Source organism: Teichococcus deserti (genome assembly GCF_001982615.1).
In the GTDB taxonomy this organism is placed as follows: domain Bacteria; phylum Pseudomonadota; class Alphaproteobacteria; order Acetobacterales; family Acetobacteraceae; genus Pseudoroseomonas; species Pseudoroseomonas deserti.
The window spans coordinates 1-22,954 of record NZ_MLCO01000069.1 but is presented as its reverse complement, the minus strand read 5'-3'; the positions used below and the strand labels follow the sequence as shown (position 1 = coordinate 22,954).

Below are 22,954 nucleotides of genomic sequence, written 5' to 3'. Positions count from 1 at the left end.
ACATTCCGTGGCTAGGTCGTGTGACGAGACCTGAAGCCGGTTCCGGCTTGTGGATGAGTTCTGCTGATCGAAGGATAGAGGCGCAGTGAGCTACAGAGCGGCGGGACTGTCAGTTTTTCAGCATCCAAGCCGGAATGTGGACAAGCCCACTGATGCCGCCGTTCGGCATCAGTAGGTGCCCGGAGACGATAGGCACTGGACCAATGCGTGGGAGGTATTCCATCACGGTCACCTGCATGCCCTCGACGCCAACGAGGGTGGCGCATTTCCGATTGTATATATCCGGCACGTCTCGGTCCTGCGCGATCAGCGTTGTCACCCGCACGAGGTCAGCACGGTTGGGGCAGATGAACACCAAGCCGGAGGTGTAGACGGGCTTGGATGTGTCGAGGGTTGTGGGCGCGGCCTGGCTAGGCTGGGCAGCTAGGGAGCAGGCAAGGGCAAGAGCTAGGGCAACGGCCTTCATGTGGAACTCCGAGGGTTGGTGTTCCTCAGAGCATGTTGTCGCCTTGCCCCTGCGTCATTCGCTTTCCTTGGATCTGCTAAAGGAAAGATCCTTCGATGAAGGTTCGGCCGTGGGTTCGCCAGCACTCACGAGCTAGCTGCTAGTTGTTCACGTTTTATCTTATTAGTAAAAAAGAAAGGGGTGAGAACTCAACTCTACAGATGGATTAATCGCCAAGGGCGAAAAGCAATCCACTTGGATGAGTGATCCCAATACGGCTCGATGGCTATGCCATCTGATGGATTAGCGACAGCTCGTCATGGGCTTCCATGAATTGCTTCTTGCTTACGCCTTATTCGCTGGATGATCCATCTACTCACTGTTGCTTCATCCATTTGGGTAAAGAGAGATTTGAAGCCGTAGGCTGACACTCTCTGAGTGTTGGCAAACCAGTGCATCGCCCAAGCACAAATGTCTGCCTGACATTCAGGTTCTTTATTGTTCTATTTCTGTGAATTTAATATAAGTAGTCACGTGGACAGAGAGTTCGTCAGGAAGTCATGAGCCTGGCGCTTTGCTCAAAATATGTCGGACAGTTTCTTCTCTCTGTTCACCACCGACATATGAGAGCGCACCCCTCGGGCCGACACCCGCAAGAGCAAAGACAAAAAGAAAGAGTACCTCCATGCCTACCTACATTTTTTCAAGACCAGCCGCAGCTGGCAAAACCGATGCTGCCTGCCAAGAGACATGCGATCTCATGCGCCAGGGCAAGCACGTTATCCTCGCCTTTCCCACCATCAAGTTGCTGAAGCAGACGGAACGCCGTCTCTCCTCGTTCCTCCAAGCGGCCGGTATCAAGATCAAGCCGATTGCTTTGTATGGCACGGAAGATGATAGCCAGTCAGTGCATGATCGAGTGACGCAGGTTCTTGTCTCATCCACCGCCGGCCTTCCAACGGCGCTGCTGATCACGCACGAAGCGTTCAAGCGCATCCCAGGAAACATGCGACGTGGCATAACAGTCTTCTACGACGAAGAGATGAACGTGTATGAGACATTCCCAATCAGTATGCCCTACAGCCATGCACAGATAACCAGCCATGTGCGATCAAGCGAACTACCTAGATTCGAAGCTGTTCTGCATCTGACAGCCAAGAAGAGCAGTCGGGAATACCTCCGCCAGATCGCTGATAAGGGAATGAAGGATCAGCTATGGACCCCGCTCGTTCAGCTGGCCTCTGCGCTGCTCGACAGCAGCCGTATGGTGCTGGTTCTACGAACTGAATGGGACGACCTCCTAGCTGAAAAGGAGCCGCTGCAAACGCGCTTCCACACCGTGATCAACGGCGATGTGCTGCGCGGCTATGAGAGCGTGACCTTCATGGGCGCTTTCTACGAACGCAGCCTCCACGCAATGCTGTGGGATCGGCTGGGCCTTGGCATGACCAACCATCCAAGGCTCGGCGGCCAGGTATCGAACAGCAGCCATACCAATGGGCATCAGGTCGAGATCTATTACGCCTACGATGATGGCTTCAGATACGGCACTCGCTCGAAGGTCAAGCTAGACCCGCGTGACGGAAAAACCACTCGCGTCGCGGCTTACGCTGCGGCTGTAGATCAGCTGTTCGACGGCAGTGAATTTGGCTGGATGGACAACAAGGACGTTTCCTACAGGCTGGGGCTACCAGACGAAAACCGAATCCCGAACAGGCCGCACGGCATCAACACCGAGTACGAGCATCTTACCGGCGTGGCGCTGTTCGGCGCGTACAACATGGACGACAACTGCTATCCCTTCTTTGAGGCGTTGCGTATCTCGCCTAACGACATCGACTACGCCAGAAACTTCCTGGCCTACTATCAGGGTGCCATGCGCATCGCGTTGCGGGATCGGACATACCGCGGCATGGCGAAGATCGTCGTTCCAACTCGACAGCACGCTGAATATTTCCAGGCAGTGTTCCCCAACTCGCAGATGAGCCAGCTGCCCGAGGTGGAATTCACAGCGCGCGGCGCTGGTCGTCCTCGCTTGCCGGATGAGGTCAAAAAAGCCAATCGCGCAAAGCGGGACCGTGAGCGCTATGAAGCAAAGAAGATTGCCAACCTAGGAGTAAAGTGAATGAAGAAAATGGATGAGGTCAGGAAGAAGGTTTTGGCAAAGCAGGAGCAAGCCGCTGTTGATGCGGAGGCCCGTCAGATTGCCAAGGAGATCATCGAGGGGACGTTGAAGGCTCAGAATGTGAGCAAGGTGCCCGTTACCGATTTTGATCCAGACAATCAGTTGTATCAAGACCCAACTTATGCACGAGCAATGCAGCAGGCGATTGAAAGCGGCGCCCTGCTGGGAAAAGGACAAACGATAAGCAACCCGCAGCGTCCGGATACTGTTCGGCTGCCCGGCTTCCTGATGCGACCGTTTACCGCGAAGCTAGAGATCTACGAGAATGACAACAGTGTACGTGGCCGCCTCAGCATTCCGCAGTTGGCCGCTTACAATCTCTGCTTTCGTGGCTTTGAAATCGCGATGTCCAAGATGCTTCCCTGTGCAACACGAGGATGGAACGACTGGTGCTACGAGCAGCTGGCGGGGAGCTACATCAAGGACACTGTCGCTGCTCCTGACGACCGGAACGCGCGTTACGTGTTCAGCCCTCTATACGCAGAAGCCGACCGGCAGTGCGAAGGCAAGCCTGCCTTGGGAAATACGCTCGTGTGGCTGGTGTGGAATGACATTGGGCTTGAAGCAGCTTCCCTGATCTTGCAAAGCCGCGTTCATAGCAGCAGCGTGCCGGAATTAAGTGAGCACGGCTACACCACGCACATCCGCAAGAGCTAACGAAACAGACCCGTTTGAGCGCGGATTTCGGCGTTCTCCATTAAATATCTTTGAGAACAGACAGAGCGATCAAGCTTTGCGGTCACGGAGATTGCCATGGAGAACGTCGTAAACCCGTTAGTACAAGAACTGCTAAACAAACTTCATGCTGCCGTAATCAAGGATGACCGCGTGCTTGAGGCATACAAGAACGTCCCTCTCGACACCCTGAAGTCCCTTCAGGCAGCCAACACTATCACCGAAGCCCGCCGCGTTTGGATTATCAGGAACGCGAAGTTTCGCGGCATCAATGTGCCGTCTGCGTTTCACGCCATCCCTCTGGGCGACAGCGCTGCTCGCAGCATTCAGACCGGGCCGGTGCAGGTGATGCCCTCCGCACAACCCGTCGCTGTTCCAGCTGCTGATGCTGTTGAGCAGGCTGTGCCAGACGCATTCCGCGAGCTAGCAGCGGCCGCCACAAAGCTGGCTGATCTGTTCAGCAAACTATCCGCACGATGAACTCGGTGAACGTCCGTGTGGTGAAAAAGGGCGATCCTGAGTGGGAGATGGTATTTCCATTTTTCTCGACACAGGACGATTGGATCGTCATTCACATCAGCTCTGAGCACATCGGCGATCCGGTCTACAACGCCATTTTCGACTGGCTCGAGGAGACGGATTGCCGCAGCTACGAATTCAGCCAGGGAACACCCTGGGGCCTGGCAGGTCTAACAATCGTCTTCCCCGAACGCGACGTCGCGATGCTTTTTAGACTGACATTCGGCTGACCGCTTGGATGCCTCTAAAGGCAAGGGGATCCATCGCATAGGCGGCAGTCAAAGCTGGCGCCTATGCTACTGCTACAATCTGCGTGGGATGAGTTTTCGAGCGGACATTTCGGCAGCCGCCATCTCAGCATGCTGCCTTCTTACTCCGACCATAGGCCCGGGCAAGTAGCCCGATGCGCACAAAGTATCGCTTGTAAGACTACTAGCCTTTCCGATCGACGATGTGCACAACAACAGAGTCTCGAAATTCGGAGAATCTATCTTCCAAAAATGCGGAGAGCTCTTGCGCATTTGCCCTGAGGAAACTCGTAGGAAGTTCCCCCTGAGGCACAGGCAAGGTTCCAGCGACGTAGATGGTCGCCTCATTACCGACTAGCACCGCTAGCGTTAGAATGATGCCCGTACCGTTGAGGTCGAAAAAGCCGAAGCAGATCAGACGTGCGTCATGCTCCTCTATCTTGGGCGGCACTGGTGTTGCACGTTCGGCAAAGAAGCTAAGGAACTCCTGCGCTGCGGCCAACTCGAACTTTGTTACCTTGCGGCTGCGAAGGCTTTCCAAAACGTGGTGGCGGAAAACTGAAGCTGATTGCGTAGGCGCGGATGCGGGATGCTCGGCATGTATTTGACGCTGCTCACGGCGAGCGGCCTCAACACGAGCGGCCTCAGCACGAGCCGCCTCAGCACGAGCCGCCTCAGCACGAGCCGCCTCAGCACGACCCGCCTCAACACGAGCGGCCTCAACACGAGCGGCCTCAGCACGAGCCGCCTCAGCACGACCCGCCTCAACACGGGCCGCCTCAACACGAGCGGCCTCAACACGAGCGGCCTCAGCACGAGCCGCCTCAACACGAGCCGCCTCAACACGAGCCGCCTCAACACGAGCGGCCTCAGCACGAGCGGCCTCAGCACGAGCGGCCTCAGCACGAGCGGCCTCAGCACGAGCGGCCTCAACACGAGCGGCCTCAACACGAGCGGCCTCAGCACGAGTGGCCTCAGCACGAGTGGCCTCAGCAAGTGCAGACGAGCTTCGCGGGTCCGCGTCTGCTTGATTCGTTCGATTTTTGGCGCGGCCTTGGGCAATAGCTTGTTTGCCCCGTTCCACGGTCGCAAGAATATCTTCGTGGACTATGTCGTAAGCTGACGGCTGCTTGTTGATGGTGATGTTTGTTCCTTTGCCTCTTCGGCCAATGTGAAAAAAAATCGAGTAATTTTCTCCATGAAAAACTTTATCAAAGATAATAGAGTCACGCATGTCGTCATAAAGCTTGCCTCCATTATCTAGAGCATAACGGCATGCAGCTTCGAAATATAATTCGGGAACATCGATTTCTTGCTTACCCGACCGGATCATTGCTAGCAAGTACGAATCTATAATTCTATTTCGTCTGCTAGAAAAAAAGCCGAACATGGATCCTCGCACCAAAATTTTCTCACTTGAACACTGTCTGTCCAGCTCATGCAACTTTAGGAATTTGAGGGGGTGCGTTGTGGCAGCCGTTGAGGACATTAGGCGAGGCATCCGTCCCTTCTGCGACCGCTGCTATCGCCTCCTGCTCAGTGCTCGGACGGGAGCAGGATCACCATTTGCTCGCCGTCACCCTCCTCAACCCAAAGCGTCATCTCGCGCAGTGGGAAGTCCGTGTACTCCACACGACGCTCGACAATCGTCTTTGGCGTTCGGCCATTGGTCATGACGATCAGCGCCTCCTTGTCCGGCGTGACGGTAAGCTTCCAGCTCTGCCAAGTCTCTCGCTTGACCTCCTGCAGGTGTTGGAATGACCCGATCAGCTGAAGCAGCCAGTAGCAGTTCGCTCTGTCGGCCAGGTGCTTTACGCCATCGGTGAAAAGCATCCGCCGGTCGAGACGGTACCAGCGCGTTGTGCCGGTGAAGTGAGCAAGCTCAGTCTGGAGGTCGGACATGGGGCGGCTCCCTTGTTGGCCGCCTTGCTATCAAGCTCCGTCTGATGAGCCTGTCAGCCGCTCATTCCGGCCCGTACAGGGGGAGGGCAGGGCGGCTGTACCCTCGACACTCCCGCCGGAGCGCAGGGGCACAGCGGCCCCTTGCAGACCCTCAAAATAGGGCTTGACCGGGTACCGAGGACTATGGCAGACATACCGTCCCACTTGCCTCCGGCTTAGCTGTTGGGGGTTGAAAACATCGGCAGCAGAAATGCTGTCACTTACCAGACCTGCAACGCGGAAACGCGTCAGGGTCGGCTCCAAAGCGGCCCCATGTGGTCTGCGCTTAGGTGGCTAGCGAGAGCTAACTCGTTTGCCTAGCGCGATACGGGACTCGGCCGGTTTTGGGTAAAGGGCGCGGTGTGCCTGCAAGGCAGCCGCTAAGGCCGTGCAATGAGAGCGGCAAGGACTGAACCCGGAGAAATGGGGGAAGTCGTCGGGAGTGGGCCCCGGCATCAGACAACTTTCCTCAACTTGGGGGAAGCTGTGCATGATGCCGTGTGCCAGCGAGGTTTCCTCAGCCACAGTTATGCACAGCACCTCGCTATATAGGGTGCCCTGCCTATGTCTCCGTTCCATGTCGTTATCATTGCCGACCAGCGCACGTTGGCCCGCTTCGATGCGAGTCTCCCCGCGCTGCTAAGCGCAGGCTCTGATCTTATTCAGCTGTCCGGAAAGAAGTTGCGCCAGCTAGAGGCCGTTAAAGACGAGCTTCGCTCTATGGTCCTCCGCAATCGTCTACCGGACTCCACGCTCAGTATTACTGCACTTGAGCTGGCCGGTGCAGCTATTCAGGCCTTCGGTATTGCGCGTAAGTTCCCGAATGCGGTCGGCGCGGTCCTAGAGGTGGCTGCTGATCGTATATCAGCGAGGCCGATTTTTGCCGACGAACTGGCAAAGCAGAACGAAGCCGAGCGGCGGCGCACATTAGCGAACCATAGCGCTCTATAACCGCAAGCAAAATCTGTCAGCTCAGAACCACGACCAGCTTGGTCCCAGGAATGCTCACCCATGCTTGATATCGATTCGATTGCGAAGCAATTCAGCCTCATCGACCACCCAATTTGGCACGACTTTCATCGGCGACAGTTAGGCTTGGTCCACCGGGCACAAGCCCAGATGGTCAGCCTCCCCCACATCGTCGCCCTACCTTGGCCTGAGCAAGGGGGCGGGCATTACGACCGTACCCGCTGGTGCAAGCGCCAGTTCAAATGCAGCCAGTCAGAAGGCCGTTGGCGCCGCGTTCGTTTTGGTCTGGGGTGCAGCGGCCCAGGCGCAACGGATGTTCGGCAGGCAGACGCGTGGTGGGACGTCTACCACTTCCGCGATCATGCGGACGCCGTCCTCTTCAAGCTGACCTTCACCGGTGAGTAAGCGAAGCGGGGGTGAAAGCCCCTCTTCAGATCGACAGACCAAACCCCCTGTCTCGCGCCACCGGTGGACGGTGGCCGTTCCTTCGAAGCAATTTCCATGATTAAAAATATCGTAAACGCAACGTTCACCACCGCGACCGGTCTCTCCTTAATGGTTGAGCTAACGCTACCCGAGTATGAGTTCGCTTTTTCACGGCATTGGAAAAACAGTCCGGCCGAGCGCGCTGACCTGATGAAGCGTCTGACGCCGGCTCTGGTGCGCCAGATCAGGGCAGGTGACTACGAGGCTCGCCACAAAGCCATCGCTGAGGCGTACGCCGGCTACAGCAAGGCGCAGAAGCGTACGATGGCCTTCTACAAGGCCGAGTCGCTGCTCAACCAGCGCATGAAGTGGCAGCACAAGCTGGAGGCGGTGGTGAAGCTGCTGGTGATCGCAGCGGTGCAGGAAGCTGGGTATCCAGCCAGCTACATCGAGGGGCGTAAGCTGAACTTCAGGGTCGGCAACGGCAAGGTGGAGTTGGCGAAGTGACAGCGCCTCGTCCCATGCTGGGCGTGCCGGCCTATGATCCGGCTGAACGGCACGAGCTGTCTGCAACGATGATCCGCTTCCACGTGGAGGAGCTACGGAGCTGGGCTTATGACTTGGAGCTAAACGGCATCCGGTGGGACGGGCATCACTGCGCAGAAATTCGGGAGTGGATGTTTAAGAACATCCGGGCTCAAATCCAGCAGACTCAGGGAAAGCACCACCTCGTCACGGTGGCGGGTTTTCCAGACGACTCGGATGAAGCCCTGGAGCGGATGGCCTGGTGTTCCAGCCAAGGCGACCCCTCGACGTTCCACAGCTTCAGAGATCCGAATCCAGAGTCGGAAGAGGAGACGCACTTTGTCTTCGCGGACGCCGACTTGGCGACCCTCTTCAAGCTGACCTGGGGCTGACCATGACACCTATATAAGGCGAGTGGAGACATCTCCCTGACACACGACCCGGCGGGCCCTACAGGCTGGCCGGGTTTTTCGCTTTCTGTCTAAGGCGGGCGAAATTGGTATACTGTCAGCAGCTTAGTTTGATGGAGTGTCAGTCGGCCGCGTCAGACCGTCGGTAGGGCCAGCTGTTCGCGGCCCTCTTGTAGGAGCCGGTGTGCGCCCTCGGGCGGCGGAGGCCGGCCTCACCATCCGCCTCAGTCAGCGTCGCATGGGTGTAGTCCGCCCGGAGCACGGTCCATTCCTCTGCTCCGTCGAGCTTCCAAGCCAATTCGGTGGGTTGGCCCTTGACCACGTTAAATTGGAAGCTGTTGTCGGCCAGGACAACGTGAGCCGTTCTATCCGGGTAAATGTCGATCCGGCCGATGATCGAAGCCATGAAGACCATGAGGCGGTTGCGCGCCTGTAGCCGTACCTCTCGGTCGGTGCTCCTAGCCTCCGCAATGATGGCATCCGCCTCTGCGATCATCTCGCCAATGGTTCCGGAGCCTTGCGCTACAGAGAGGCGCTTCTCCAGCTCGGCACGCCGAGCGTCCCAGCCATCAAGCTCGCGGCTAAGTTCGCGGTAAGCTTTGCGGATGGACTCGCTTTCTTCCTCGTCCAGCATCTCGCTGAGCGTGTCGAAGCGGCGAAGCTTGCGACCGTGCTCTTCCCCCAGGGCTGCCAGCTGCTCGGCGATCTTCTCGACCTCGGCCCCATTGGTGCGCTTGCTCTTCACCAGTTGGAGACGTGCCCTCAGGCCCTGGAACACCGCCTGCTCGATAACGTCGATATCGATGTGCGTCTTGTTAGTGCATTCCCCGGCACTGCGCTGAGCCCCGGCACACACATAGTAGTTGTACTGGTCGCCGCTCTTCAGGGGTTTGCCGTACCGGGAGCGCGCGACAGAGCCGCATTCGGCGCAGAAGACCTTGCCTCGGAAGATGTTTCCGTGCCGCGTGTCCTTGCGGCCGCTGCCGGTCTTGTCGTTCTGCAGGCGAACGGCCTGGACCCGGTTGAACAGGTCGAAGCTTATCACCTGGGGGAAGTAGTCCCGGATGACAGGCACGGACGTGTCGGGTTTGAACTTGCCGGGGGCGACGGAGATGCGCGGCTGGAATTCACCTAGGACACTCCGTCGCTGCAACAGCTGACCCACTGTGGCTGGCTGCCAGCCAGGGGTGACACCTTCGATGAGCGTGCGACCGGTGAAGGTGGGGACCCCCTCGCGGTTAAGGATCTTGGCTATCGTCGCCATGCCGAGACCCTCCTCGGCGGTCATGTTGTAGATGCGACGCAGCACAGCGACTCGGTCTGGAACTAGGTCCCACTTCTTTGCCTCAGCATTCCATTTTAACCACTTGGGAGATACGGCGGTGAGGGGGCTATCCCTATGCTCAGTCATGCGAGCGCGTTTGTTGGCCCAACTCTCCCTGATGCGCTGGCTCTTAACTGCGCTCTCCTCATGGGCGCGCATCATGACCATGATGGAACCAAGAAGTAGAGTTGGTTCTTTTGCTACGCTCTCCCAGGTGTAGTGCCGCCTGTCGGTAAGGGTGACGATCTCGATGCCAGCTTTTAGCAGAACGTGGAACTGAGCCTGCGCGTCAAGTGGATGAGCACGGGACAGACGGTCGAGCGACTCGACAATCAGGATGCTTCCGCGCGGAACGTTGCCGCTCTCAATTTCTCTGAGAAAGCCGCCGAACGCGCCTTTCAGGTTAGCGCCGCTGTATGCGGAGACACCTTCATCCCGCAGATCGCGATTTAAGTCCCAGCCCTGCTGCGCAGCGTACTCCTCAGCCTTCTGCATCTGACGCCGAAGACTGTCGCCGCGTGCCTGCTCTGGCGAGGAGAACCGCATGTAGGAGAAGGCAATACGTTTCATCACTCTAATCCGTTCTGAATCCGGAATAAGCTCCCTAGCTTCTACCCGGCAGAGCAGCAAATACACAGGCTTGTGCTTTGTGCTGAAGTATCCTTAACGCACTGAAAAGGCAACAGACACAGGGCTGCGAACTAAAAGAAACAAGGTGGTGGAGCTGGTGCTGAAGAACGCGTCGATCGCGGCGACCGGCATCTGGCAGGCCGAGGATGACGGCGTGCTGAACCCGGCCACCGTCCAGCTGGTGCCGGGCGCCATCATCCCGAAGGCGCCGGGCTCGGCCGGGCTGACGCCGCTGGCGGCGCCGGGGAACTTCGACATCTCGCAGCTGGTGCTGACCGACCTGCGCACGCGGATCCGCACCGCGCTGCTGGCCGACCGGCTGTCCGCCCCGCGCCAGCCCAGCATGACCGCGACCGAGGTGCTGGAGCGCGGTGCCGAGACCGCCCGCCTGCTGGGCGCCACCTATGGCCGGCTGCAGGCCGAGCTGCTGACGCCGCTGGTCGCCCGCTGCCTGGCGATCCTGCGCCGCCGCGGCGAGGTGCCGCCGCTGCTGCTGGACGGGCGCGAGGTGCGGCTGACCTACGACTCGCCGCTGGCGCGGGTCCAGGGCCGTGCCGACGCCTCCAACACGCTGCTGTTCCTGCAGGCGGTGGCGGCGCTGGGCCCGCAGGCGACGGCGCAGCTGGACCTTGCCGCCGCCACCCGCCACCTGGCCCGCGCGCTCGCCGCGCCGGCCGGCATCCTGACCCCCGCCGAGGAGTGAGACGCCGCATGGCCGAGAACCTGCTGGACCCCGCGCCCGAGAGCGACGAGGCCCGTCCCGAGGCGATCCCGGAGAAGTTCTGGGACAGCGAGAGCAAGTCGCTGCGCATCGAGGCGCTGCTGAAATCCTATCGCGAGCTGGAGAAGCGCCTGTCGCAGCGGCTGGTGCCGCCCGGCGAGGACGCGCCGGAGGAGGAGCGCAACCGCTTCCGCCGGGCGCTCGGCGTCCCCGCCGCGCCGGAGGAATACGAGGTCGACGAGAAGCACCCGCTCTGCGGCTCGGACCCCGAGATCAACAAGCGGCTGCACGAGGCCGGCTTCACCTGCGCCCAGGTGCAGCTGGTCTATGACCTGGCGGCCGAGCGGCTGCTGCCGCTGATCGCCGAGGCCGCGGCCGATTACGAGGCGCAGAAGCAGCGCGCCAAGCTGGAGCAGGAATTCGGCGGCGCCGAGGGCTTCCAGCGCATCGCCGGCCAGATCGCCAGCTGGGGCAAGGCGAACCTGCCGAACAGCGTCTTCGAGGCGCTGTCGACCACGGCCGAGGGCGTGCTGGCGCTGCACCGGATGATGCAGAAGGGCGAGCCCAGCCTGGCGCGCGATGCCGCGCCGCCGGAGGCGATCGACGAGCAGGCGCTGCGCCGCATGATGCGCGACCCGCGCTACTGGCGCTCGCGCGAGCCGGAATACGTCAAGCGCGTCACCGACGGTTTCCGCAAGTTGTTCGGCCAGGGCTGAAGGCCCGGCCGCCGAGATTTCCGCGGCGCAACCCCTTCGTGGGCGCCGCGGCCTGCCTGGCGCTGCGCGGCCGCCTGTCATGGCGGAGAACCGCACGCCCGGGATGACGACCCCTGAAACCTGATGCTTCGCGAAGGAACACCGCATGTCCGGTTCCATTGACCAGGTCTTCATCAAGCAGTTCGAGTCCGAGGTGCACGAGGCCTATCAGCGGCAGGGCAGCAAGCTGCGCCCGACCGTGCGCAGCAAGACGGGGGTGCGCGGCGCCTCGACCGTCTTCCCGATCGTCGGCCATGGCATCGCCGCCGCCAAGGCGCGCAACGGCGCCGTGCCGGTGATGAACCTGGCGCATTCCACCGTCGAATGCTTCCTGCAGGACTACTATGCCGGCGAGTGGATCGACCGGCTGGACGAGCTGAAGACCAATGTCGACGAGCGCCAGGTGGTCGCCGCCGCCGGGGCCTATGCGCTGGGCCGCAAGACCGACGAGCTGGTGATCGCGGCGCTCGATGCCGGCACCGAGGAGGCGACCGACACCGCCGCCGGCACCACCGACACCGACGGGCTGACCAAGGCGAAGGTGCTGCTGGCCTTCGAGATGCTGGGCGCCGCCGACGTGCCCGACGATGGCGGGCGCTTCGCGGTCGTCGGCTGGAAGCAGTGGTCGGAGCTGATGCAGATCGAGGAGTTCGCCAACACGCAGTATGTCGGCGACAGCGAGCTGCCCTGGAAGGGCACGCAGGTGAAGCATTGGCTGGGCGCGACCTGGATGCCGCATTCGGGCCTGACCAAGAGCGGCGACCTGCGCTTCTGCTATTTCTACCACAAGACCGCCATCGGCCATGCCGTCGCCCAGGAGATCACCACCGATCTCACCTGGCACGGCGATCGCGCCGCGTACTTCGTCAACAACATGATGAGCCAGGGCGCCGTCCTGATCGACCCGGCCGGCGTCGTCCGCATGCGCTGCTTCGAATAATGGAAGGTCCAGGAAACTCAGTTTCCTGGCGGGAGAGCGCGAGAGGGCGGAGCCCTCTCGTGTTTTTTTGTCTGTTGAGGAGAAGGCCGATGCCGTTATCCGCTTTGGTCCTGTGCTCGCGGGCGTTGTTGAAGATCGGCGCGCAGCCTGTGGCGTCCTTCGAGGAGGGCAGCGCCGAGGCGGAGGTGGCGGCCAATCTGTATCCGTCGGTGCGGGATGCGATGCTGTCCTCGCACCCCTGGAGCTTCGCCTCGGGCCAGATGGACCTGCCGCGCCTGCTGGCGGTGCCCGTCGCGGACTTTTCTTACGCGTTCCAGCTGCCCGCGGATTTCCTGCGGGTGCTGTCGGCGGGCGGCGAGGGCGCGGGCAGGGGCCTGCTGTACCGCCTGCAGGAGAACCGGCTGCATGCCGATTCGCCGCGCGTCACGCTGACCTATCTGTTTCGCCCCGACGAGAGCGTGTTTCCCGCCTTCTTCGCCTCTGCCCTGGCGACGCGGCTGGCGGCGGAGTTCTGCATCCCGCTGACCGAGAGCAGCAGCCGCGCCGAGATGCTGCACCGCCTGGCGGAGGCGGAGTTCCGCCATGCCCGGCTGGTCGACAGCCAGCAGAAGACCACGCGGGCGCTGCAGGATTTCCCGCTGATCACGGCAAGGGGGTGAGCGATGGCCGCCGGCCGCAGCATCAAGACCAGCTTCACCGCGGGCGAGCTCAGCGACCAGCTGCTGGGCCGCGGCGACCTGCGCGCCTTCGAGAACGGGGCGCGGCGGTTGCGCAATGTCTTCATCGAGCCGACCGGCGGGGTCACGCGCCGGCCCGGGCTGCGGCATGTGGCGGTGCTGCCCGGCGCCGCGCGGCTGGTGGCCTTCGAGTTCAACACCGAGCAGACCTACCTGCTGGCGCTGACGCATCAGCGGCTGCAGGTCTTCATGGGCGATGCCGAGGTGGCGAGCCTCCCGGCGCCCTGGACCGCGGCGATGCTCGACCAGATGGCCTGGACGCAGAGCGCTGACACGCTGCTGCTGCTGCATCCCGAGATGCCGCCGCAGAAGGTCACCCGCACCAGCCACACCAGCTGGAGCATCGCCGGCTGGGACTGGGTTTTTCTTCCCTATTTCCGCTTCCTGCCGCCGGGGATCGCGATGATCCCGAGCGGCACCGACGGCGACATTTCCCTGACCTGCACGGGGGATTTCTTCCAGCCGGGGCATGTCGGCGCGGCGATGCGGCTGCATGGCAAGCGACTGGTGGTGTCGTCGGTGACCTCCACCACCACGGCGACGGCGCAATTGGCAGAGACCCTGCCGTCGACGGCGCCGACCACCGACTGGGACGAGGCTGCCTTCAGCGGCGCCCGCGGCTGGCCGGCCAGCGCCTGCTTCCACCAGGACCGGCTGGTCCTCGGCGGCGCGCGCGACCTGCCGAACCGGCTGTGGCTGTCGCGCTCCGGCGACCTGTTCAACTTCGACCTGGGCAGCGGCCTGGATGACCAGGCGATCGAGTTCGGGCTGCTGTCGGACCAGGTCAACGCCATCCGCGCCGTCTTCTCGGGGCGGCACCTGCAGGTCTTCACCTCGGGCGCCGAATGGATGGTCACCGGCGACCCGATGACGCCCTCCTCGATCCAGCTGCACCGGCAGACGCGGATCGGCTCGCCGGTGGCGCGCAGCATCGCGCCCGTCGATGTCGACGGCAGCACCATCTTCGTCGCGCGGTCGGGGCAGGCGGTGCATGAATATGCCTACACGGATGTCGCCCAGGCCTATCAGGCGAACGACCTGGCGCTGGTGGCGCGGCACCTGGTGCAGGCGCCGGTCGCCATGGCCTATGACCAGACGCGGCGGCTGCTGCATGTGGCGATGAACGGCGGGTGGCTCGCGACGCTGACCCTCTACCGCGCCGAGCAGGTGACCGCCTGGACGCGGCAGGACACCGCCGGCCGCTTCCTGTCGCTGGCCGAGATCGACGGCACCGTCTGGTGCGCCGTCGACCGCGACGGCAGCGTGCGGCTGGAACGTTTCGACCCGCTGCTGGCCGTCGATGCCGGGCTGACCGGCGGAAGTGCGGTGGCGCAGACGACCTGGACCGGGCTCGGCCACCTCGCCGGGCGCGTGGTGCAGGTGGTGGCCGATGGCGCGCCGCGCGGCACGGCCAGCGTCGGCGCCGATAGCGTCAGCATCGATCCGGAGGCCTTCGCGCTGCAGGTCGGCCTCGGCTTCGCCCATGTGATCGAGCCGCTGCCGCCGCAGCTGGGCGGCGCGGCCGGGGCGCGCAGCGGGCCGCTGCGGCTGGTCGCGGCCGGCTTCCGCCTGCTGGAGACGGCGGCGCTGTCCGTCGATCTCGGCCGCGGGCTGCAGCCGGTGCCGTTCCGCCGCCTCGACACCGCGCTGCTCGATGCGGTGGCCCCGCGCTTCACCGGCGACGTCACCCTGCGCGGCTTCGGCTGGCGGCGCGACACCCTGCAGCCGCTCTGGCGCATCGAGGGCGACACGCCGCTGCCGCTGACGCTGCTTTCCGTCACCACCGAGACGAGGATGACCGACTGATGGCCCAGCTCGCCCCCATCGCCACGCTGATCGGCACCGGCGCCTCGCTCTATGGCACGGTGCGCCAGGGCCAGGCGCAGGCGGCCCAGGCCAAGGCGCAGTCGCAGCAGGAGGCGGCGACGCTGGCCGCCCGGCAGCAGCAGCTGGCCGCCCAGCAGGCCACCGACACCCGGGAACGCGAGGCGGCGCTGGAACGCACCATGGCCTCCACCCGCGCCCGGCTGGCGGCGGCCGGCGTCAGCCCGGACCAGGGCTCGGCGGCGGCGATCACCGCAGGCCTGCAGCAGGATGCCGCCGAGGCCGCTGCCGACAGCGCCGACCGCTTTGATGCGCGGATGGCGGCCGGGCGCAGCTCGCTGCTGAACGCCGACGGGTCGCTGACCACCTGGCTGCGCGCCGGCAACAGCTTCGGCGGCGCGCTGCGCTCGCTGCTCGAGTAAGCGCCGCCCGGCTGACGCCGTCCCCGCCACCCTTCCGCAAGAGAGATCCGCATGGCCGAGCATATCCGCATCGGCGACATCGCGCCGCGTGTCCACTACGCGGCGGATGGCGCGCAGACCGTCTTCGTCTATCCCTTCCCGATCTTCGAGGCGAGCGACCTGGAGCTGCGCATCGACGGCGTGGCGCAGCCGGCCTCGGCCTATGCGGTCAGCGGCGCCGGCAGCTCCAACGGCGGCAGCGTGACGCTGGCGGTGGCCCCTGCCGCCGGCAGCCGGCTGCTGCTGCGCCGCGTGCTGCCGGTGCAGCGCATCACCGACTTCCAGCCGAACGGGCTGCTGCGCGCGGCGACGCTGAACGAGGAGCTGGACCGCCAGGTCGCCTTCACCCAGGAACTCCGGGAGGAGCTGACCGGCACGCTGCGGGCCTCGCCCAACGACCTGCCCGCGTCGCTGGTGCTGCCGGACAAGGCGGGCCGCGCCAACCGCGTGCTGGGCTTCGATTCGCTGGGCAATGCCACCGCCCTGCCGCGCGACCCGGTGATGCAGGCGCCCTTCGGCGGCGCCATTCCGCGCAGCATCGCCGACAAGCTGGCCGAGCGGCTGACGGCGCGCGACTTCGGCGCCATGGGCGACGGCGTCACCGATGACGGGCCGGCGCTGCAGGCCGCCATGGCCGCCGCCGGCGCCTCCGGCAAGTTTTTGGAGATCGGCGAGGGCACGCACCGGACGACGATCCCGCTGGTCTTCCCCGGCGCCTCGGCGGGGCTGGTGATGCGGGGCAGCATTCTCTACGCGGGCCCCGGCGGCGAGACGGCGCTGACCATCGGCGACGGCGCCGCGGTGCGCAACCAGGCCAAGTATTTCCACGGCATCCGCGTGCTGCGCGCCACCATCACCGACTGGCTGGACGAGCGCGACATCGGCGTGCTGCTGCGCAACCTGGATTCCTGCGTGGTTGAGGTTCGCCAGGTCGAGGGCTTCACCATCGGCATCCGCAGCCTGGGCGTCGAGCGCGGCGTCGAGGACAGCAACATCCATCTGGGCCGCATCGTCAACAACGGCATCGGCCTCGATGTGCGCACCCAGACGGCGGGCGCCTGGAACACGTCCGTCCGCTACTACGGCGGCCACTTCGCGCATGGGCAGTCGGTCAATGTCGATCGCGACCGCTACGGCGTGCGCTTCTCGGCCGAGCCCGGCGCCTATGTCGCGCACAACCGCCACGTCTTCCATGGCCCCGCCTTCGAGCTGCAGTCGCGCGACAAGCCCTGCACCGGCATTCCCTTCCTGATGCAGGTGAACAGCCGCGCGGTGATGGTCTACGGCATGCGCATGGAAGGCTGCGATCCCTTCGTCGCCCGCCACACCGCCGGCGCCCAGGACCATGTCTACGAGGTCGCCTGGGCCAGCCAGGGCTACAATGTCTCGATCGACTATGCCGCGACCGCCACCCGTGTCGGCTCGGTGGTGCGGGCGCTGCACCAGGCGGTCGGCCATCGCGAGGCGCTGCGGCTGGTGGGCGACATCCCGAACCTGCGCGCCGCCGCCATCCGCTGGAGCGCGACGGAGACCGGCTTCGAGAAGCTGGCCGCGCTGTCCACCAATGTCTCCGGCAGCCCGACCACTCTGCCCCAGTTTTCCTTCAAGGCGCTGGACAATTACACCCTGACAGATTCGGGGGTTTTGTTGACCGGCGGCCGGGCCTTGGGCTTCGTCGTCGACACGCGCAGCTGCAAGGAATTCGCCCTCGCCGTCGATGCCGACGAGCCGCGGCTGATCGTGCAGTGCTTCGATGCCGCGATGACCCTGATCACCGAGCCGCTGCATGGTGCGCAGGTCCGCGCCTCGGGCATGTCGATGGCCTGGGCCGAGACGCCGCGCTGGTGGCAGGGCAATGCCGACAATGCCGATGCCAGTCTGACCCGGCTGCAGACGCTGCGGGTCGGCGACGGCGTGGCCTATGCCATCATCGGCGTCGCCCGGCTGGCGCGCGACTACGAGGTGCGCGCGATGCGCCTCTATTGCGACCCGGGTTTCGCGCCGCCGCTGCTCTACGGCCAGCCCAACCTGCCGCATGGCAAGCGCGAGCTGGTGGCCGAGCTCGCCTGGGACCCGCCGAGCATCGCTGCCGGCGGCTCGGCGCAGATCGGCGTCTCGGTGCCCGGCGTGCACACCGGCGACTTCGTCCAGGCCGCCTTCAGCCGGCCGACGACGGGCATCGTCTTCCACGCCAATGTCGGCGCCGACGGGCTGATCACGGTGACCGCCTGGAACCGCCACACCGACGCCATCGACCTGGCGGCCGGCACCATCCGGGTGCGGGCGGTGAAGGCATGAAGCGTCCGAAGAAACCGCCACCCGGGCTGGAAAGCCTGGAGACGGTCGTGCAGCGGGTGGTCGACGACTACGGCGCCTTCGTCGCCCGCGGCCCGGCCCCCGGCGCGCATGACGATGCCCGCGCCTTCGCCGCCCACCATGCCGCCGCCAAATCGGCGCTGGCGCATCTGGAGCATCTGCTGAAGCTCGCCGGCCCCGCCGCGGCCGGCGAGGAGGATGGCGTGGCCCGGGCCGAGGCCCTGCTGCGCCAGGCACGCGGCGCCCTCGCCGCGCCGCCCGACGACGGCGATGAGGAGGACCAAGCTTCCGATGACGGAGCATCCGGTTGAGCTCAGCGAATTCGTCTGGATCTGGAACAGCGAGGCAGGGCAGGGGACGCCGGCGGTGCATCGGCGGATCCTGCGCTGGCTCGAGGCGCGGCGGGCGGGGGGCGACACCCGGCTGCTGCTGATGGCCTTCCGCGGCTGCGGCAAGTCGACGCTGGTCGGGCTCTACTGCGCCTGGCTGCTGGCGCGCTGGCCGGAGACGCGGATCCTGGTGCTGGCGGCCGACCTGCCGCTGGCGACCAAGATGGTGGCGACGGTGCGCCGCATCGTCGAGCGCCATCCGCTCTGCGCCGGGCTGGTGCCGCCGGCGCCCGAGGCCTGGGCGGTGGACCGCTTCACCGTCGCCCGCCGCGGCGCGCTGCGCGATCCGTCGATGCTGGCGGCAGGGCTCTTCGGCAACATCACCGGCGCGCGGGCCGACGTCATCATCTGCGACGACGTCGAGGTCGCCGGGAATTGCGACACTCCGGGCAAGCGCGAGGCGCTGCGCGAGCGCCTGGCCGAGACCGAATTTGTTTTGACGCCCGGCGGCACGATCCTCTATGTCGGCACGCCGCATTGCGCCGACAGCCTCTACCGCGCGCCTTCTGCGGATGACGGGAAAAAGCCCTTCCTGGCAGGGTACCGGCGGCTGGTCGTGCCGCTGCTCAATGCCGCGGGGCGCAGCGCCTGGCCGCAGCGTTTTTCCCTCGATTCCGTGGCGCAGCTGCGCGACCGCGTCGGGCCCCTGCATTTCGGCCGGCAGATGCTGCTGCGGCCGATGGCCGGCGGCGCGGCGCGGCTCGATCCCGCCCTGCTGATCCGCTACCGCGAGGAGCTCGACTATCGCGAGGCGCTCGGCCGGCCGGTGCTGCAGCTGCTCGGGCGGCGGATGGTCTCCGGCGGCGGCTTCTGGGACCCGGCCTATGGCCGCCCCGGCCGTGGCGACGGCAGCGTGCTGGCCGCCTGCTTCGCCGATGCGGAAGGGCACCACTACCTGCACCGCCTGCTCTACCTGACCCACGACCCCGAGGCGGCGGACGACCCCGCCACCCAGCAATGCCGGGCGGTCGCGGCCCTGGCGCGGTCCTTCCTGTTGCCGGTGGTGCGGGTCGAGACCAACGGCATCGGCCGCTTCCTGCCCGCCCTGCTGCGGCGGGAGATGGCGCGGGCCGGCGCTCCTTGCGCCGTCGTCGAGCACCACAGCCATCGCCCGAAGCAGGACAGGATCCTGGCCGGCTTCGACCCGCTGATGGCGGCGCGAAAGCTCTTCGCCCATGCGACCGTGCTGGACGGCCCCTTCGCCACCGAGCTGGCCGAATGGCGCCCCGATGCCGCGGGGCTGCGTGACGACGCGCTGGATGCCGTCGCCGGCTGCCTGCTGGCCGAGCCCGTCCGCCTGCCCGGCGCCCCGCCCGCGCCGCGCGGCCCGGGTTGGCGGGGTCTCTGACGTTCTTATTTTGTTCTTGATCGGCAACGAGCGTCGCGGCAGGATGCCCGCATCAAGGCCCGAGCTGCGTCCGCCGCTCCGCCGAGATCCCCCGACAACCTCGAGAGAAACCACCCGCGGCCGGCGCCTGCCGCCGGCCTTGCGCGCGTCCCCCTGAAGGAGGTCCGCATGCCGCCTTTCGACCTGGAACCGCAAACCCTGGCTGCCGTGGCGCAGACGCCGATGCTCGCCCTGCTGTTCTGGATGATGCACGGGCTGCGCCGCCACCTGCATGACCGCCCCGAGGAGACCTCCCCGCCGCAGGATGCCGGCGCCCTGGCGCGGACCCGCGACGAGCTGGCCGCCTTCAAGCTGGAGGTCGCCCGCACCTACGTCCCCCTGTCGCTGATCCGCGACGTCGACCAGCGCCTGAGCCGGCAGCTGCTGCGCATCGAGGAGAAGCTCGACGCCGTGGCCCGCGCGGCGACGGCCGCCCAGGCCCTGCAGGCCGCCCAGCCGATGCAGGCCCCCCTGCGCGGCTGGCATTCCGAAGACCGGAACTGAGGGAGGACCGTCATGTCGAGCCATGCCATGATCCCGGCCGCCGCCCATGCCCTGCCGCCGCAGGAGGTGCTGGCGCTGACCCTCTGGGCCGAGGCCGGCACCCGCCCGGTCCGCGCCATCGAGGCCCTGGCCGCCACCATCATGAACCGCGTCCGCCTGGCCGAGGCCGGCACCGCTCATTGGGGCCGCGGGCTGTCGGCGATCTGCCGCGCGCCCTTCCAGTTCAGCTGCTGGAACCGCAACCACATCCGCCACGCGGTGATGCTGGCGGTGCCCTCGGGCGATCCGGGCCTGGCGATCTGCCGCCGCATCGCCGCCCGCGCGGCCAGCGGCACGCTGCAGGACCCGACCGGCGGCGCGACCCATGCCCATGGCGTCGACGAGCTGCCGCCCTGGGCCGTCGGCCGCCCGCCCCAGGCCGAGATCGGCGCGATGCTGTTCTACCGCCTCGAACCCGGCTAAGCCTCCGGGCCATGCAGCCCATCATCTACACCATGGTCCGGGACGACGACTGGCAGGAGGCCCGGGCGATGGGCCTCTACCGCGGCAGCGCCGAAGACGCCCGGGACGGCTTCCTGCACTTCTCCACGGCCGACCAGCTGCGGGCGAGTGCTGCGAAGCACCGCGCCGGCCAGCCCGACCTGTGGCTGGTGGCGGCGAAGGCCGAGGCCCTTGGCGTGACACTGCGCTGGGAACCGGCGGCGGGCGGCTCGCGCCCCGGCCTGTTCCCGCACCTCTACGGGCCGCTGCCGCTGGCGGCCGTCGCCTGGGCCATGCCGCTGCCGCTGCAGCCCGACGGCACCCACCACTTCCCGCCGGAAATCCCTTGAGGCGCTACTCGACCCGCAGCGAGGCGCGTAGTTCCGCCGCCCCCGTCGGGTCCAGCAGCCCCTGCAGCCGCCCGGCCGAGAGCCGCGCATAGCGCAGCAGCAGCGACTTCCGCCGCGCCGCCGCCAGGCGGTGCTCGGCGGGGGGGCGGAGGATCGCCGCCTCGCCGTCATCGGCGACGATCAGCCCGACATCCTCCGGCAGCAGCGACTGGGGAAAATCCAGGTCGACCGCGAAGTAGAGCCGGTCGCACCAGTCGCGATACTCGGTCCATTTGGCGTCGGTCTGGAAGTCGCGGGCGCAGCTCTTCACCTCGATGGCGGCGAAATCGCCGTCGGGCAGCAGCGCCAGGATGTCGAGGCGGCGGCCGGTCGGCAGCGGCACCTCCAGCACCGGCGCCCAGCCCAGCCGGCCGCACAGCCGGGCGGCGGCGCGGCAGACCTTCAGGGTGCGCTCGGGAGGGGAAAGATCCAGCATGGCGCGCCCATGTTCGCCCTCCGTTCCGGGGCACGTCAAGCTTGGCCGGCCGCAGATTCCGCCTCCCATGCGCTTCCGGCATTTCAGTCGCCGGCAGGTTTCGCCTAGAAACCCGCATGGGCGCCGAACTGCCATTCTGGAAGACCAAGACCCTCACGGCCATGACCCGGTCGGAATGGGAAAGCCTGTGCGACGGCTGCGGCCGCTGCTGCCTGCACAAGCTGCGCGACGAGGACACCGAGGCGCTGGCCTGGACCGAGGTGGCCTGCCGGCTGCTCGACACCACCAGCTGCCAGTGCCGCGACTATGCCAACCGCCGCGACCACGTCCCCGACTGCGTCAAGCTGACGCCGAAACGCCTGGCCAGGATCGACTGGCTGCCGCCCTCCTGCGCCTACCGGCTGGTGGCGGAAGGAAAAGACCTGCCCGACTGGCATCCCCTGGTTTCCGGCGACCCCTCGACCGTGCACAGTTCCGGCGCCTCCGTCCGCGGCCGCGCCGTCTCCGAGCGCGCGGCCGGCGATCTGGAGGATCACGTGGTCGACTGGCCCGGAGAGTGGCCGAGCGAAGGGCCGAAAGGCTGAGGGGAAGTAGAGTCTGATGCAGGATGTTTTCCAGGGCGGCAAGGACAGTTCCGAGCCGCTGCGCTGCCGCCCGCCCGCGGTCGCCACCCTCCAGATCGACAATGCCGCGATGCGCGTCACCCGCTGGGATTTTCCGCCAGGCGCCGAGACCGGCTGGCACCGCCATGGCTGGGCCTATGTCGTGGTGCCGGTGACCGATGGCGAGATGCTGCTGGAGCTGCCCGAGGGCAAGACGGCGACCGCCAGCATCACCGCCGGCGTCTCCTACGAGCGTCCGCCGGGGGCCGAGCACAACGTGGTCAATGCCGGCACCAGCCCCTTCAGCTTCGTCGAGATCGAGCTGAAGGCTTTCCCGGGTTGATGTCCCGGGCGCCTCGCCCCCGATGGGGCGAGGCCTCCGCAGCAGCGGGGAGCCGGCGATGACCGACCTGGCCCCCGCGCCGCCGCCCGAGACCGTCCAGCTGCGCGCCCATCCCGGCGCCGCGGCGCTGGCCTGCCCGCTGCGCTGGCGGCGCTCGGCCCGCGCCAGCCTGGTGGCGCTGCGGATCGACGCGGCCAGCGGCGCCGTGGTCATCACCCTGCCGCCCGAGGGCACCCGCCGCGCCGGCCTTGCCTTGCTGCGCCGCCATGCTGGCTGGGTGGCGGGGCGGCTGGCGGCGCTCGGCCCGGCCCTGGCGCTGGCGCCCGGGACCGCGCTGCCGGTCGGCGACATCCCGCATGCGATCCTGCACGAC

27 protein-coding genes and 1 pseudogene are annotated in these 22,954 nt (G+C 65.4%); 23 read left to right on the top strand and 5 right to left on the bottom strand.

Going from position 1 to position 22,954, the window contains the following annotated elements:
* Positions 1 to 109: 109 nt before the first annotated feature.
* Complete coding sequence (locus tag BKE38_RS08815; protein ID WP_076956952.1) at positions 110 to 466, bottom strand: hypothetical protein; 357 nt, start codon at positions 464 to 466, stop codon at positions 110 to 112.
* A gap of 664 nt (positions 467 to 1,130) precedes the next feature.
* Between BKE38_RS08815 and BKE38_RS08810 the strand changes: the two genes are divergently transcribed.
* From BKE38_RS08810 to BKE38_RS08805, 4 genes are all read left to right on the top strand, one after another.
* Positions 1,131 to 2,570, top strand: coding sequence for a DEAD/DEAH box helicase (locus BKE38_RS08810; protein ID WP_131829529.1), 1,440 nt, complete (start codon positions 1,131 to 1,133; stop codon positions 2,568 to 2,570).
* Positions 2,571 to 3,287: a hypothetical protein gene (locus BKE38_RS31360; protein WP_131829528.1), complete on the top strand. Its 717-nt coding sequence runs from the start codon at positions 2,571 to 2,573 to the stop codon at positions 3,285 to 3,287.
* 96 nt (positions 3,288 to 3,383) lie between these two features.
* Complete coding sequence (locus tag BKE38_RS31355) at positions 3,384 to 3,785, top strand: hypothetical protein (protein ID WP_131829527.1); 402 nt, start codon at positions 3,384 to 3,386, stop codon at positions 3,783 to 3,785.
* Positions 3,782 to 4,054 (top strand): hypothetical protein, encoded by a 273-nt coding sequence (locus BKE38_RS08805; protein ID WP_076956950.1) that lies wholly within the window; start codon positions 3,782 to 3,784, stop codon positions 4,052 to 4,054. The genes BKE38_RS31355 and BKE38_RS08805 overlap by 4 nt, the downstream gene beginning before the upstream one ends.
* A gap of 202 nt (positions 4,055 to 4,256) precedes the next feature.
* Here BKE38_RS08805 and BKE38_RS31925 read toward each other — a convergent pair whose 3' ends face one another.
* Both BKE38_RS31925 and BKE38_RS08795 read right to left on the bottom strand, forming a co-directional pair.
* Positions 4,257 to 5,474, bottom strand: a complete 1,218-nt coding sequence (locus tag BKE38_RS31925) for a hypothetical protein (protein ID WP_165694149.1) — start codon at positions 5,472 to 5,474, stop codon at positions 4,257 to 4,259.
* 134 nt (positions 5,475 to 5,608) lie between these two features.
* On the bottom strand, positions 5,609 to 5,974 hold the full coding sequence (locus BKE38_RS08795) for a DUF6876 family protein (protein ID WP_076956948.1): 366 nt from the start codon (positions 5,972 to 5,974) through the stop codon (positions 5,609 to 5,611).
* A gap of 603 nt (positions 5,975 to 6,577) precedes the next feature.
* Between BKE38_RS08795 and BKE38_RS31345 the strand changes: the two genes are divergently transcribed.
* The 4 genes from BKE38_RS31345 to BKE38_RS08780 all read left to right on the top strand — a co-directional run bounded on the left by BKE38_RS31345 (position 6,578) and on the right by BKE38_RS08780 (position 8,325).
* On the top strand, positions 6,578 to 6,964 hold the full coding sequence (locus BKE38_RS31345; RefSeq protein WP_131829524.1) for a hypothetical protein: 387 nt from the start codon (positions 6,578 to 6,580) through the stop codon (positions 6,962 to 6,964).
* A gap of 60 nt (positions 6,965 to 7,024) precedes the next feature.
* Positions 7,025 to 7,387 (top strand): hypothetical protein, encoded by a 363-nt coding sequence (locus BKE38_RS08790; RefSeq protein ID WP_076956947.1) that lies wholly within the window; start codon positions 7,025 to 7,027, stop codon positions 7,385 to 7,387.
* Between the two features lie 96 nt (positions 7,388 to 7,483).
* Positions 7,484 to 7,915: a hypothetical protein gene (locus tag BKE38_RS31340; protein ID WP_131829523.1), complete on the top strand. Its 432-nt coding sequence runs from the start codon at positions 7,484 to 7,486 to the stop codon at positions 7,913 to 7,915.
* 14 nt (positions 7,916 to 7,929) lie between these two features.
* Positions 7,930 to 8,325, top strand: coding sequence for a hypothetical protein (locus BKE38_RS08780; RefSeq protein ID WP_076956945.1), 396 nt, complete (start codon positions 7,930 to 7,932; stop codon positions 8,323 to 8,325).
* A gap of 139 nt (positions 8,326 to 8,464) precedes the next feature.
* On the opposite strand, the gene BKE38_RS08775 is transcribed toward BKE38_RS08780, so the two are convergent.
* Positions 8,465 to 10,237 (bottom strand): recombinase family protein, encoded by a 1,773-nt coding sequence (locus BKE38_RS08775; RefSeq protein ID WP_076956944.1) that lies wholly within the window; start codon positions 10,235 to 10,237, stop codon positions 8,465 to 8,467.
* A 148-nt stretch (positions 10,238 to 10,385) separates the two neighbouring features.
* Here BKE38_RS08775 and BKE38_RS08770 point away from each other — a divergent pair, with 148 nt between their 5' ends.
* The 12 genes from BKE38_RS08770 to BKE38_RS08715 all read left to right on the top strand — a co-directional run bounded on the left by BKE38_RS08770 (position 10,386) and on the right by BKE38_RS08715 (position 21,161).
* The gene (locus BKE38_RS08770) at positions 10,386 to 11,000 is read left to right on the top strand and encodes a portal protein (protein ID WP_420014311.1); all 615 of its coding nucleotides are present in this window, start codon (positions 10,386 to 10,388) and stop codon (positions 10,998 to 11,000) included.
* Positions 11,001 to 11,008: 8 nt separating this feature from the next.
* On the top strand, positions 11,009 to 11,734 hold the full coding sequence (locus tag BKE38_RS08765) for a capsid assembly protein (RefSeq protein ID WP_076956943.1): 726 nt from the start codon (positions 11,009 to 11,011) through the stop codon (positions 11,732 to 11,734).
* 145 nt (positions 11,735 to 11,879) lie between these two features.
* Positions 11,880 to 12,713, top strand: a complete 834-nt coding sequence (locus BKE38_RS08760) for a phage capsid protein (RefSeq protein ID WP_076956942.1) — start codon at positions 11,880 to 11,882, stop codon at positions 12,711 to 12,713.
* A gap of 89 nt (positions 12,714 to 12,802) precedes the next feature.
* Positions 12,803 to 13,372, top strand: coding sequence for a phage connector family protein (locus BKE38_RS08755; protein ID WP_076956941.1), 570 nt, complete (start codon positions 12,803 to 12,805; stop codon positions 13,370 to 13,372).
* Positions 13,373 to 13,375: 3 nt separating this feature from the next.
* Positions 13,376 to 15,256, top strand: a complete 1,881-nt coding sequence (locus BKE38_RS08750) for a phage tail protein (RefSeq protein WP_076956940.1) — start codon at positions 13,376 to 13,378, stop codon at positions 15,254 to 15,256.
* On the top strand, positions 15,256 to 15,696 hold the full coding sequence (locus BKE38_RS08745; RefSeq protein ID WP_076956939.1) for a hypothetical protein: 441 nt from the start codon (positions 15,256 to 15,258) through the stop codon (positions 15,694 to 15,696). The genes BKE38_RS08750 and BKE38_RS08745 overlap by 1 nt, the downstream gene beginning before the upstream one ends.
* 51 nt (positions 15,697 to 15,747) lie before the next feature.
* On the top strand, positions 15,748 to 18,033 hold the full coding sequence (locus BKE38_RS08740) for a phage tail fiber domain-containing protein (protein ID WP_076956938.1): 2,286 nt from the start codon (positions 15,748 to 15,750) through the stop codon (positions 18,031 to 18,033).
* The gene (locus BKE38_RS08735; protein WP_076956937.1) at positions 18,030 to 18,362 is read left to right on the top strand and encodes a hypothetical protein; all 333 of its coding nucleotides are present in this window, start codon (positions 18,030 to 18,032) and stop codon (positions 18,360 to 18,362) included. The genes BKE38_RS08740 and BKE38_RS08735 overlap by 4 nt, the downstream gene beginning before the upstream one ends.
* A complete protein-coding gene (gene terL / locus BKE38_RS08730; RefSeq protein WP_076956936.1) occupies positions 18,343 to 19,788 on the top strand; it encodes a phage terminase large subunit in 1,446 nt (481 codons plus the stop codon). The genes BKE38_RS08735 and terL overlap by 20 nt, the downstream gene beginning before the upstream one ends.
* A 168-nt stretch (positions 19,789 to 19,956) precedes the next feature.
* Entirely contained in the window at positions 19,957 to 20,331 is a 375-nt protein-coding gene (locus BKE38_RS08725) for a hypothetical protein (RefSeq protein WP_076956935.1), read from the top strand.
* 12 nt (positions 20,332 to 20,343) lie between these two features.
* Complete coding sequence (locus tag BKE38_RS08720; RefSeq protein ID WP_076956934.1) at positions 20,344 to 20,793, top strand: cell wall hydrolase; 450 nt, start codon at positions 20,344 to 20,346, stop codon at positions 20,791 to 20,793.
* An 11-nt stretch (positions 20,794 to 20,804) separates the two neighbouring features.
* On the top strand, positions 20,805 to 21,161 hold the full coding sequence (locus BKE38_RS08715) for a DUF952 domain-containing protein (protein ID WP_076956933.1): 357 nt from the start codon (positions 20,805 to 20,807) through the stop codon (positions 21,159 to 21,161).
* A 4-nt stretch (positions 21,162 to 21,165) separates the two neighbouring features.
* Here the strand turns inward: BKE38_RS08715 and BKE38_RS08710 are convergent, their stop codons facing one another.
* Entirely contained in the window at positions 21,166 to 21,636 is a 471-nt protein-coding gene (locus BKE38_RS08710) for an MmcB family DNA repair protein (protein WP_076956932.1), read from the bottom strand.
* 116 nt (positions 21,637 to 21,752) lie between these two features.
* Here BKE38_RS08710 and BKE38_RS08705 point away from each other — a divergent pair, with 116 nt between their 5' ends.
* From BKE38_RS08705 to BKE38_RS08695, 3 genes and pseudogenes are all read left to right on the top strand, one after another.
* Positions 21,753 to 22,220, top strand: a complete 468-nt coding sequence (locus BKE38_RS08705; RefSeq protein ID WP_076956931.1) for a YcgN family cysteine cluster protein — start codon at positions 21,753 to 21,755, stop codon at positions 22,218 to 22,220.
* A 16-nt stretch (positions 22,221 to 22,236) separates the two neighbouring features.
* Positions 22,237 to 22,581 carry a cupin domain-containing protein gene (locus tag BKE38_RS08700; protein WP_076956930.1) on the top strand — a complete coding sequence of 115 codons (345 nt, stop codon included), beginning with the start codon at positions 22,237 to 22,239 and terminating at the stop codon, positions 22,579 to 22,581.
* Positions 22,582 to 22,639: 58 nt separating this feature from the next.
* A pseudogene (locus BKE38_RS08695) lies at positions 22,640 to 22,954 on the top strand (zinc metallopeptidase); the annotation flags it as partial.